General features: G+C 67.2%; 10 protein-coding genes. 8 read left to right on the top strand and 2 right to left on the bottom strand.

The window, feature by feature from the left end; all coding sequences use genetic code 11:
* The 7 genes from OM960_RS08300 (at position 1) to OM960_RS08330 (ending at position 8,470) form a co-directional block, all read left to right on the top strand.
* Positions 1-510: a TRAP transporter small permease subunit gene (locus OM960_RS08300; protein WP_263333905.1), complete on the top strand. Its 510-nt coding sequence runs from the start codon at positions 1-3 to the stop codon at positions 508-510.
* Entirely contained in the window at positions 507-1,835 is a 1,329-nt protein-coding gene (locus OM960_RS08305; protein ID WP_263333907.1) for a TRAP transporter large permease, read from the top strand. Before OM960_RS08300 ends, OM960_RS08305 begins: the two co-directional genes overlap by 4 nt.
* A 46-nt stretch (positions 1,836-1,881) precedes the next feature.
* Entirely contained in the window at positions 1,882-2,916 is a 1,035-nt protein-coding gene (locus OM960_RS08310; protein WP_263333910.1) for a TRAP transporter substrate-binding protein, read from the top strand.
* Between the two features lie 73 nt (positions 2,917-2,989).
* On the top strand, positions 2,990-4,354 hold the full coding sequence (locus OM960_RS08315) for a glutamine synthetase family protein (protein WP_264771641.1): 1,365 nt from the start codon (positions 2,990-2,992) through the stop codon (positions 4,352-4,354).
* Between the two features lie 38 nt (positions 4,355-4,392).
* Positions 4,393-5,781 carry an aldehyde dehydrogenase family protein gene (locus OM960_RS08320; protein ID WP_264771642.1) on the top strand — a complete coding sequence of 463 codons (1,389 nt, stop codon included), beginning with the start codon at positions 4,393-4,395 and terminating at the stop codon, positions 5,779-5,781.
* Positions 5,778-6,926, top strand: coding sequence for an iron-containing alcohol dehydrogenase (locus OM960_RS08325; RefSeq protein WP_264771643.1), 1,149 nt, complete (start codon positions 5,778-5,780; stop codon positions 6,924-6,926). The genes OM960_RS08320 and OM960_RS08325 overlap by 4 nt, the downstream gene beginning before the upstream one ends.
* Positions 6,927-7,165: 239 nt before the next feature.
* Positions 7,166-8,470 carry a UDP-glucose dehydrogenase family protein gene (locus tag OM960_RS08330; protein ID WP_264771644.1) on the top strand — a complete coding sequence of 435 codons (1,305 nt, stop codon included), beginning with the start codon at positions 7,166-7,168 and terminating at the stop codon, positions 8,468-8,470.
* A 9-nt stretch (positions 8,471-8,479) separates the two neighbouring features.
* Here OM960_RS08330 and OM960_RS08335 read toward each other — a convergent pair whose 3' ends face one another.
* Entirely contained in the window at positions 8,480-9,130 is a 651-nt protein-coding gene (locus OM960_RS08335) for a pyridoxamine 5'-phosphate oxidase family protein (protein WP_263333919.1), read from the bottom strand.
* A 72-nt stretch (positions 9,131-9,202) separates the two neighbouring features.
* Here OM960_RS08335 and OM960_RS08340 point away from each other — a divergent pair, with 72 nt between their 5' ends.
* Complete coding sequence (locus OM960_RS08340; RefSeq protein ID WP_264771645.1) at positions 9,203-10,609, top strand: aminotransferase-like domain-containing protein; 1,407 nt, start codon at positions 9,203-9,205, stop codon at positions 10,607-10,609.
* A 15-nt stretch (positions 10,610-10,624) separates the two neighbouring features.
* Here OM960_RS08340 and OM960_RS08345 read toward each other — a convergent pair whose 3' ends face one another.
* Positions 10,625-12,139: a malonate--CoA ligase gene (locus tag OM960_RS08345; protein ID WP_264771646.1), complete on the bottom strand. Its 1,515-nt coding sequence runs from the start codon at positions 12,137-12,139 to the stop codon at positions 10,625-10,627.
* Positions 12,140-12,142: the final 3 nt, after the last annotated feature.

The following is a 12,142-nucleotide window of genomic DNA, read 5'->3' on the forward strand; positions in this document are numbered from 1 at the left end:
ATGCCGAGCTGGACCCGGACCTTCGTGCGCTACGTCGACGCCTTCAACTACCGCGTCGGGCGCTTTGCCATGTACCTCCTGTTCGTGCTGATGGGCGTGATGCTCTGGTCGTCCTTCGCCCGCGCCGCATTCACCCCGGCGATCTGGACCGACGAGATGGGGCAATTCCTGCTCCTGGGTTATTTCATGCTCGGCGGCGCCTATTCGCTGCAACTCGACAGCGCGGTCCGGATGGACCTCTTCTACAGCCGCTGGCGCGACCGTACCAAGGCATTCGTCGACGTGATCACCATTCTCGGGCTGATCTTCTACCTCGGGGTCCTGCTCTACGGCGCGGTCGAGAGCACCGCCTATGCGATCGAGACGGGCGAGACCCGGCGCGGTCTCTGGCGGCCCTACATGTGGCCGGTCAAGACCGTCATGTGCGTGGGCATCGTGATGATGATCCTGCAATGCACCTCGATCTTCTTCAAGGATCTGGCGAAACTCCGCGGCGAGGACCTGTCATGACCCCGAACATGATTGCCATGTCGATGTTCGGCGCGATGCTGGTCCTCCTGTTCTCCGGCCAGCGCATGTTCGGCATGATCGGCTTCGTCGCCGTCGTGGCCGCACTCTGGCTCTGGGGCGACCGCGGCGGTTACGACATCGCCTTTGCCCAGTCGATCAAGTTGATGGGCTGGTTCCCCCTGATGACGCTGCCGATGTTCATCTTCATGGGCTATGTGCTGTCGGAAAGCCGCCTCGCCGACGATCTCTACCGGATGTTCCACGTCTGGTTCGGTCCTGTCCCCGGCGGGCTCGCGATCGGGACGATCTTCCTCATGGTGCTGATCTCGGCGATGAACGGGCTCTCGGTCGCGGGCATGGCCATCGGGGCGACGATCGCGCTGCCCGAGCTTCTGCGCCGCAACTACGACAAGCTGATGGTGACGGGCGTGATCCAGGCGGGCTCCAGCTTGGGCATCCTCATTCCGCCCTCGGTCGTCCTCGTCCTCTACGCGATGATCGCGCGGCAGCCAGTCGGCAAGCTCTGGCTAGCGGGCGTGTTGCCGGGGCTGATGATGGCGGGCCTCTTCATCCTCTACATCTGGATCCGCTGCAAGATCACGCCCTCGCTCGGCCCCGTCCTGTCGCGCGAGGAGCGCGCCGAGGTCACGCGGGCCGAGAAGATCCGCCTGCTCGGCGCGGGCTTGATGCCGCTCGCCATCTTCCTCGCGATGATGGTGCCCTTCGTGACGGGCTATGTCCGGCTCGTGGAAAGCTCCGTCATCGGCGCTCTCGCCGCAGTGCTCGCCGCAGTCGCCAAGGGCCGCATGACCTGGGCCGTGTTCGAGACCTCCGCCCGCCACACGCTGGCGATCTCCTGCATGTTCCTCTGGATCATTCTCGCCGCGCTCGCCTTTGGCGCGATCTTCGACGGGCTCCGCGCCGTCGATGCGCTGAAGGGGCTTTTCCTCGAGGACCTGCACCTCAACCGCTGGACCGTGCTCATCATCATGCAACTCACGTTCCTCCTGATGGGCACCTTCCTCGATGACACCGCGATGCTCGTGATCGTCGCGCCGCTCTATGTGCCGCTGGTCGACGCGCTCGGCTTCGACCTGATCTGGTATGGTGTTCTGTACACGATCACCACGCAGGTCGCCTACATGACGCCGCCCTTCGGCTACAACCTCTTCCTGATGCGCGCGATGGCGCCGCCGGAGATCTCGCTCGCCGACATCTACCGCTCGATCATCCCCTTCGTCGGGGTGATGATCCTCGCCCTCGCGATCGTCATCGCCTTCCCCGAGATCGCGCTCTGGCTGCCCGAAACGCTTTACAAACAATGAGGCGGGTCAACCGCCCGAAACGAACCGCAACAAGGAGAAACGACCGATGACAACGAGACGCAAGTTTCTGACGGCCGGCGCCGCCGCCGGTGCCGCGACGCTCGCCGCGCCCGCCGTTCACGGACAATCGCCGATCAAGTGGCGGCTTCAGACCTATGCCGGCGCCGCGCTTGGTGAACATGTGGTGAAACCGGCAATCGACAGCTTCAACAAGATCGCCGCGGGTCAGATGGAGATCGAACTCTACTTCTCCGACCAGCTGGTGCCGACCGGAGAGCTGTTCCAGGCGATGCAGCGCGGCACGATCGACGCGGTGCAATCGGACGACGACTCGATGGTCTCGCCGACCGAGGTCACGGTCTTCGGCGGCTACTTCCCCTTCGCCTCGCGCTACTCGCTCGACGTGCCCGCGCTCTTCCACAACTGGGGCCTCAACGAGATCTGGGACGAGGAATACGCCAAGGTCGGCGTCAAGCATATCTCCGCCGGCTCCTGGGACCCCTGCAACTTCGCCACCAAGGACCCGATCAACTCGCTCGCCGACCTTAAGGGCAAGCGGGTCTTCACCTTCCCGACCGCAGGCCGTTTCCTCGCGCAGTTCGGCGTCGTTCCGGTGACGCTGCCCTGGGAGGATATCGAGGTCGCGGTGCAGACCGGCGAGCTCGACGGCGTCGCCTGGTCGGGCATCACCGAGGACTATACGGTGGGCTGGGCCGACGTGACGAACTACTTCCTGACGAACAACATCTCCGGCGCCTGGATCGGCCATTTCTTCGCCAACATGGACCGCTGGAACGAACTGCCCGAGCATCTACAGGAACTGGTGCGCGTCTGCTTCGACGCCAGCCACTACTACCGCCAGCACTGGTACTGGGCCGGCGAGGCGAAGCTGCGCGTCGATGGCACCAAGCTGCAACTCACCTCGATCCCCGACGAGGAATGGGCCCAGGTCGAGACCGCAGCCCGCGCATTCTGGGACGAGATCGCGGCCGAAAGCGAGACCAAGGCCAAGATCGTGAATATCTTCAAGGCCTATAACGAGGCGATGGACAAGGCCGGGCGGCCCTACCGCTACACCTGATCCATTAAGGTGACGATACGGGGCGCGGCGGACACGCCGCGCCCGATGAGGTTCGAGAGGGAGTGAAGACCGAATGCCCGCCAATCTGACTTTCGACGCGCTCAAGAAGGCAGTCGCCGCCGGCGAGATCGACACCGTGCTCGCCTGTTTCCCTGACATGCAGGGGCGGCTGATGGGCAAGCGCTTCGTCGCGCAGCATTTCGTCGAGAGCGCCTGGGAGGAGACGCATTGCTGCAACTACCTCCTCGCCGTCGATGTCGAGATGTACACCGTGCCGGGCTACAAGTCGGCAAGCTGGGAAAAGGGCTACGGTGACTACGTCCTGAAGCCCGACCTTTCCACGCTCCGCCGCGTTCCCTGGCTTGACGGCACCGCGATGGTGCTCTGCGACCTTCTCGACCATCACACGCATGAAGAGGTCGCCGTCAGCCCCCGCGCGATCCTCAAGCGCCAGATCGCCCGCGCCAAGGCGATGGGTTTCGACGCGATGATGGCGACGGAACTGGAGTTCTTCCTGTTCCAGGACAGCTACGACGCCCTCAATGACCGGAACTACCAGAACCTTCAGCCGCTCGGCCGCCACAACATCGACTATTCGATCTTCGGCACCACCAAGGAAGAAAGCGTGATGCGGGCGATCCGCAACGGGCTCTGGGGCGCCGGTATCCCGATCGAGAACTCGAAGGGAGAGGCCGAGGTCGGTCAGGAGGAGATCAACGCGAAGTATTCCGACGCGCTCGATACCTGCGACATGCACGCGATCATCAAGAACGGCGTGAAGGAGATCGCCCACCAACAGGGCCGCGCCGCGACCTTCATGGCGAAATACAGCCACGAACGCGCGGGCTCATCGAGCCATGTCCACCAGTCCCTGTGGAAGGGCGGCAAGCCCGCCTTCCGCGACGAGAAGGACCCGCATGGCATGTCCGATCTCATGCGCCACTACGTTGCCGGGCAGCTCGCTCATGCCCGCGAGATCACGGCCTTGCTCGCGCCCTACATCAACTCCTACAAGCGCTTCGTCGTCGGCATGTTCGCGCCCACGAAGGCGGTCTGGTCCTTCGACAACCGCACCGCCGGGTTTCGCGTCTGTGGCGAGAACACCAGGGCGATCCGCGTCGAATGCCGGATCGGCGGGGCCGATCTCAACCCCTACATGGCCTGCGCCGGGTTGCTGGCGGCGGGACTTGCCGGGATCGAGCGGAAGCTGGAACTTGAACCTGCGAACACCGGCGACATCTACCACGCGAAACGCGTGCGCGAGATCCCGCATACGCTCGGCGAGGCGGCGGCGCTGATGCAGAAGTCGAAGATGCTCCGCGCGGCCTTCGGCGACGAGGTGGTGGACCACTATGTGCGCGCCGCCCATTGGGAGATCGAGGAACAGAACCGTGTGGTGACGGATTGGGAAGTGAAACGGGGTTTCGAGCGGCTCTGACGCCGCAACCGGCGCGAAGGGCGCCAAGCGAGGACAACATGACGAAGATGATCCAGTGCATCTCACCCGTGAACGGGCGGGTCTATGCAGAGCGTCCGGCCCTGACGCTCGCCGAGGCCGAGGCCGCCGTGGCGCGCGCCAAGGCCGCCCAGCCCGAATGGGCGGAGCGGCCGCTCGATGAGCGTATCGCGCTCGTCAAGGCGGGCGTCGCGCGGCTCAACGAGATGAAGCCGCAGGTGGTCGAGGAGCTTGCCTGGCAGATGGGCCGCCCCACCCGCTATGGCGGAGAGTTCGGCGGCGTCAACGACCGGACGAATTACATGTCGGAAATCGCGGCCGAGACGCTTTCGCCGATGGTGGTGGAGAACTCCAACCTCTTCGAGCGCCGGATCGAGCGCGAGCCGCACGGGCTCGTCTTCATCGTGGCGCCGTGGAACTACCCCTATCTCACCACGATCAACACGCTGGCGCCTGCGCTCATCGCCGGCAACGCGGTGATCCTGAAACACGCGACCCAGACGCTTCTGGTGGGCGAGCGGCTGGCCGAGGCCTTCCACGCCGCCGGTATCCCCGAGGACGTGTTCCAGAACGTCGTCCTCGATCACCACGTCACCGAGGAACTGATCGGCAGCCGCGCCTTCGGCTTCGTCAACTTCACCGGCTCGGTCGGTGGAGGCGCGGCGATGGAGAAGGCCGCCGCCGGCACCTTCACCGCGCTCGGGCTGGAGCTCGGCGGCAAGGATCCGGGCTACGTCATGGACGACGCCGATCTCGACGCCGCCGTCGACAGCCTGATGGACGGGGCGATGTACAATGCCGGCCAGTGCTGCTGCGGGATCGAGCGGATCTATGTCCACGAGAGCCTCTACGACGCCTTCGTCGAGAAGGCCGTGGACTGGGTGAAGAACCTCAAGCTCGGCAACCCGTTCGAGGAGACGACGACGCTCGGGCCGATGGCGAACCGACGCTTTGCCGACATGGTGCGCAGCCAGATCGCCGATGCCGTGACGGACGGCGCCACCGCGCTCATCGACCCCGCGCTCTTCCCCGAGGACGACGGCGGCGCCTATCTCGCGCCGCAGATCCTCGTCGGCGTCAATCACGAGATGCGGGTGATGCGAGAGGAAAGCTTCGGCCCCGTCGTCGGCATCATGCCGGTGAAGGACGACGACCACGCCATCGCGATGATGAACGACTGCGACTATGGCCTGACGGTCTCGCTCTGGACCGCCGACAGCACACGCGCCGCACGGATCGGCCGGCGGCTGGAGACCGGAACGGTGTTCCAGAACCGCTGCGACTATCTCGACCCCGCGCTCTGCTGGACCGGCTGCAAGGATACCGGGCGCGGCGCGGCGCTCTCGCCCTTGGGCTTCCACTCGGTCACGCGGCCGAAATCCTATCATCTGAAGAAAGTGACGAAATGACCGCCCCCACCGCCAACTGGTCCTACCCGACCGCCGTCAAGTTCGGCCCCGGCCGCATCAAGGAGCTTGCCGACCACTGCAAGGCGGTCGGCATGAAGAAGCCGCTCCTCGTCACCGACAAGGCGCTCGCCTCGCTGCCGATCACGGCCGAGGCGCTCGACATCCTCGACGGAGCCGGCCTCGGTCGCGCGGTCTTTTCCGAGGTCGACCCGAATCCCAACGAGGCCAACATGGAGGCCGGGCTCAAGGTCTACCGCGCCGGCGGCCACGACGGGGTGGTCTGCTTCGGCGGCGGCTCGGCCTTGGACCTCGGCAAGATGATCGCGCTGATGGTCGACCAGAAGATCAGCGTCTGGGAGCTTGAGGATATCGGCGACTGGTGGACCCGCGCGAACCCCACGACCATTGCCCCGATCGTCGCGGTGCCGACCACCGCCGGCACCGGATCGGAGGTCGGCCGCGCCGGGGTGCTGACCAACTCCGCCACCCACAAGAAGAAGATCATCTTCCACCCGAAGCTGCTGCCCGCGGTGACGATCTGCGACCCGGAACTGACCGTGGGGATGCCGAAGTTCATCACGGCCGGAACGGGCATGGACGCGCTCGCCCATTGCCTCGAAGCCTTCTGCAGTCCCTTCTATCACCCCATGAGCCAGGGCATCGCGCTTGAAGGCATGCGGCTGGTCATGGAAAACCTGCAGAAGGTCTATGCCAACCCGACCGACCTCGAAGCCCGCGCCCACATGATGTCCGCCGCCGCGATGGGGGCGGTCGCCTTCCAGAAGGGCCTCGGCGCGATCCATTCGCTCTCGCACCCGGTCGGCGCGGTCTACGGCACCCATCACGGCACCACGAATGCGGTGGTGATGCCGATGGTGCTCGACTTCAACCGCGCCGCCATCGAGGGCCGGATCGAAAAGGCCGCCGCCTATCTCGGCATCAAGGGCGGCTTCGACGGGTTCCGCGCGCGGGTGATGGATCTCCGCTCCGAACTCGGCATCCCGGCGAATCTCGCCGCGATGGGGGTCGAGGCCGCGCGGCTCGACGAGCTGACCGAGATGGCGCTCGAGGATCCGTCCTGCGGCGGCAACCCGGTCGAGATGACGCGCGAGAACACCCGCGCGCTTTACGACGCCTGCATGTGAGGGTGTCCGGCCGGGGGCCGGACGGGCCTCAAGCGGGGATGCTTTTCGCAAGATGAAAGAGCGGGCCGCCGGGCCGCCCCGAGCCGTTTTTCATGCATCCGAAAAGGGCGACGGCCGCTTGGACCGTCGCCGTTTCGGAACCAGTGCACCGGCCGGTTGCTCCCATTCCCAGCGCGGACGTTGACAGTTAGAAGCTGTTGGCCTCATGTCGGAACAAAGGCTTTATCAGGGATGCCCACATGAAAATCGCGATGATCGGCACCGGATATGTCGGCCTTGTCTCGGGCGTCTGCTTTTCGGATTTCGGCCATGAGGTCATCTGCGTCGACAAGGATCCGCGCAAGGTCGAGATGCTGACCAACGGCGAGGTGCCAATCTACGAGCCCGGTCTCCAGGCGCTCATGGCCCGCAACGTTGCTGCCGGCCGCCTCGCCTTCACCGGCGACCTGAAGGCCGCCGTAAACGGGGCCGAGGCGGTCTTCATCGCCGTCGGCACGCCCACGCGGCGCGGCGACGGCCATGCCGACCTGACCTATGTGATGGCGGCGGCCGAAGAGATCGGCCGCGCGCTCACCGGCTATGCCGTCATCGTCACCAAGTCGACCGTGCCGGTCGGCACCAATGCCGCCGTGCGCGCCGCGATCGAGGCGGCCGCGCCCGAGGCCGATTTCGACGTCGCCTCCAATCCCGAGTTCCTGCGCGAGGGCGCCGCGATCGACGACTTCATGCGCCCCGACCGGGTCGTCGTCGGCGTCACCTCGGAGCGTGCGAGGAAGGTGATGGGCGAGATCTACCGGCCGCTCTTCCTGCGCGACTTCCCGATCCTCTACACCGATCTCGAGACCGCCGAGATGATCAAGTACGCGGCCAACGCCTTCCTCGCCACGAAGATCACCTTCATCAACGAGGTGGCGCGGCTCTGCGAGCGGGTCGGCGCCGACGTGAAGCAGGTCTCGAAGGGGATCGGGCTCGACGGACGGATCGGCAACAAATTCCTCCATGCCGGGCCGGGCTATGGCGGCTCGTGCTTCCCCAAGGATACCTCGGCGCTTGCCCGGATCGGGCAGGATCATGCCGCCCCCATGCAGATCGTCGAGACCGTGATCAAGGTCAACGAGGAGGTCAAGCGGCGCATGGTCGAGAAGGTGCTGGACTTGCTCGATGGCTCGGCGAACGGCAAGACCGTCGCCGTGCTCGGCGTGACCTTCAAGCCCAACACCGATGACATGCGCGACGCGCCCGCGCTGACGATCGTGCCGGCGCTGGTGGGCGGCGGGGCGAAGGTCCGCGTCGTCGACCCGCAGGGGCGGCGCGAGGGTGAACACCTCCTGCCCGGCGTGAGCTGGATGGACGACGCCTATGCCGCTGCGAAGGATGCCGATGTCGTCGTGCTCCTGACCGAGTGGAACGAGTTCCGCGCGCTCGACCTCGCGCGGCTGGCCGGCGCGATGGCGACGGCGCGCATGGCCGACCTGCGCAACATCTATTCGCCGAAGGATGCCGAAGCGGCCGGGTTCGTGGCCTATACCGGCGTCGGGCGCTGAGGCGCCGGTTCAGGTCAGGAACTTCGTCCGGGCCCGCGCGAAGCTCGCCGGCTCGGGCCGATCCGCGCGGGTGAACCCGTCCGGCACGCCGCGCCCGATCGCCGTCGTCACCGGCAGGACTCCGCTCCAGAGGTCGAGCGCGTGGTCGGCCTCGTCATCCACCGGCGGGCCGGAACGGACCTTCACCGTCATCACCTCGATGTCGAGTGCCAGCACGCCGGTGGCCTTCTCCTCCTGCGCCGTGTTGGCGCGGATCTCGTCATACCGGCCCGGCAGGAGATGCTCGGTGATGAGCCTGAGCGCCCGGTCGAACTCCTCGCGCCCGGTCACCTTGCGCGCCATGCCGTGGACGACGACGGAACGGTAGTTGACCGAGTGATGGAAGGCCGAGCGCGCCGCGACGATCCCGTCGAGCAGCGTCACCGTGAGACACATCGGCAGCCCCCCGGTACGGGCCACCGCCCGCGTCTTCGAGGCGCCGTGGATATAGAGCCGGTCGCCGTCGCGAGCATAGGCCATGGGAATGACCATCGGCCGGTCCTCGGCGATGAAGCCGACATGGGCGACAAGGCCTTGGTCGAGGATCGCATGGGCGACGGCCTCGTCCTCGACCTTGCGGTTGGGATTGCGGATGCGGGCATAGGCGGGGGGGCGGGTCATGGGCTCTCCTGTCTTGCGGTCCGGGATAGCCGCACTTATGGTTCTCTCAAAGGGCCAGAATCTGTAAGTTTCATGGAACCACTTGTCCTAACCGCGCTCTCCACGCCCGACCGCAACGCCGAAAGCCCGCTGACGGTGCAGCTCTACCGAGACCTGCTGGAGGCGATCCGAACCGGCCGGGCGCGCGGACAGCTCCCCTCCTCCCGCGCGGCGGCCGCGGCACTCGGGGTCTCGCGCAACACGGTGAACGCGGCTTACGAGCTTCTGCGCGCCGAGGGCGCGGTGGTGATCCGCCCCGGCGCCGCGCCGGAGATCCTGCCGCCAGCGGAAGCGGGGCCCGCGATGGGCGCGGCCGAGCAAAGCCCCGGCCCCAGTGCGCGCGGACATGCCTGGGCCGAGGAGCGACGCCGGAGCGGCGGCGGGATCATGGCGCCGGGCCATCCCGACGAGCCGCTCTTTCCGCGCGACGACTGGGCGATGCATCTGCGCCGAGCCTCCCGCCGCCGGCTCGGCGGAGCCTTCGCCTACGGGGAGTATTCCGGCCTGCCGGCTTTGCGCGAGGTCCTCGCCCGGCGCCTCGCGGCGGATCGGGGCATGCAGGTCGCCCCCGATGACATCCTGATCACGCCCGGCAGCCAGGCCTCACTCGCGCTCCTCGCGCTCGCGCTCGCCGACCCGGGCGACACCGCGCTGGTCGAGGAGCCGGGCTATCCCGGCACAAGGGCGGCGTTTCGCGGCGCGGGACTGTCCACCCTGCCCCTGCCGGTCGACACCGAGGGCGCCGATGTCAGCGCAGCCCCCCGCGCCCGGCTCACCTATCTCACGCCGGCGAACCAGTACCCGATGGGTCATCGCCTCTCGCTCCGCCGCCGGGCCGAGGCACTCGACCATGCCCGCATCTCGGACGGCTTTCTCGTCGAGGACGATTACGACAGCGAGTTCCACTGGCACGGGCGCGAGATCGCCGCCCTTCAGGGCTCGGCACCCGAGCGGGTGATCGCGCTCGGCACCGCCGCGAAGGCGCTGATGCCAGCGCTGCGGATCGGCTGGATCGTCGCTCCGCCCGGGCTCGCCGGGCCGCTCCGCGCCGCCCAGCGCAATCTCGGCCTCGCCGCCAATGTCCATGCCCAGGCGGCGCTGGCGGAGTTCATGGAGACGGGCCGCTACCGCGCCCATCTGCGCCGCATCGCCAAGGTCTATGGCGAACGCGGCCGGGCGCTCGCCGCAGCCCTGCGGTCCCTTCCGGGGATCGAGGTCGCGGACCCCTCGGGCGGGGTGCAGATCGGCTTTCGCCTGCCCGAGGGGCACGAGGCCTCGGCTCTGACCGCGCTCCACGCCGCGGGCTTTGGCACGGCTGCGCTCTCGGACTACTGCCTCGGCCCGCCGCAGGAGGGGTTGATCACCGGCTTTGCCGAGGCGACGCCAGACCGCATCGCCCGCTTCACCGCGACGCTGGGACGGGTCCTCGCGGCCCGCTGACGCCGCGCGCCCGTTTCAACGCCCGGTCGCGAACGTAGCGCGAAACTCCTCCCTGAGCAGGGCCTTCTGCACCTTGCCCATGGTGTTGCGCGGCAAGCCGTCGCGGATCGCGATATGTTTCGGCTGCTTGAACTTCGCGAGGCTCCCGCCGAGCGCCGCCCTGAGCGTATCGGGCGCTAGCTCCGCCCCGGCCTCGGGCACCACCACGGCCACGACGCCCTCGCCGAAATCGGGATGCGGCGCGCCGATCACCGCACTTTCCAGGACCCCCGGCAGCGCGTCGAGCGCCAGCTCCACTTCCTTCGGGTAGACGTTGAAACCGCCGGAGATGATCAGGTCCTTGCCGCGCCCGACGATGGTCACGTAGCCCTCCCCATCGACATGACCGAGATCGCCGGTGATGAAGAACCCGTCGGGCCGCAACTCCTCGGCCGTCTTTTCCGGCATGTTCCAATAGCCCTGGAAGACATTCGCCCCCCGGACCTCGATCGTGCCGATCTCGCCCCGCGGCAGCTCCGCCCCGGTCCCGTCGCAGACCTTGAGTTCCACCCCCGGCAGCGGAACCCCCACGGTGCCGGCCCTGCGCTCGCCCTCATAGGGGTTCGAGGTGTTCATGTTGGTCTCGGTCATGCCGTAGCGTTCGAGGATGCGGTGCCCGGTCCGCGCCTGCCATTGCCGGTGGGTCTCGGCCAGGAGGGGCGCCGAACCGGAGATGAAGAGCCGCATCCCCGCGACCAGATCGCGCGTCAGGCGCGGATCGTCGAGAAGCCTTGTGTAGAAGGTCGGCACCCCCATCATGGCCGTCGCCTGCGGCAGGTGGCGGATCACCTCGCCTGCATCGAACTTCGGCAGGAAGATCATGCGAGCGCCCGCCAGAAGCGCCACGTTGGTCGCGACGAAAAGCCCGTGGGTGTGGAAGATCGGCAGGGCGTGCAGCAGCACGTCATCGGCGGTGAAGCGCCAGTAGTCGACGAGGACCTCGGCATTCGACAGGAGGTTCGCGTGGCTCATCATCGCGCCCTTCGACCGCCCCGTCGTGCCGGAGGTGTAAAGAAGCGCCGCGAGGTCGCCCGACTCGCACGGGACCACCGGCAGGGGCTCGGCGCGGATCGCGGCCTCGGCGAAACTTCCGGTGCCGTCGGCGTTCAGTACCGCGAGCGCCGCCCCCGCCGCGTCTGCGACCGGCGCCAGAGCCGCCTCGGACGCCCCGTCGCAAAGAAGAAGCTTCGCCCCCGCATCGGTGACGAAATACGAGACCTCGGCCGCGGTATAGGCCGGGTTCAGCGGCAGGAACACCACGCCCGCCCGGATCGCCCCGGCAATGACGGCGAGCATGTCGGGGCTTTTCTCCAGCTGCAGCGCCACCCGGTCGCCGGGCGCGAGCCCCGCCGCGGCCAGCGCGCCGGAGAACCGCGCCGCGCGCGCGGCGAAAGCCGCGTGGCTGACCCGCCCGCCGTCCGGCAGGATCAGGAAATCCGCCCCGCTGCCCTCATGCCGCCCGAACAGCGCATCGTAGAGATGATTGCCCATCGC

Origin of the sequence: Defluviimonas salinarum, assembly GCF_026013545.1 — a bacterium.
GTDB lineage: Bacteria > Pseudomonadota > Alphaproteobacteria > Rhodobacterales > Rhodobacteraceae > Albidovulum > Albidovulum salinarum.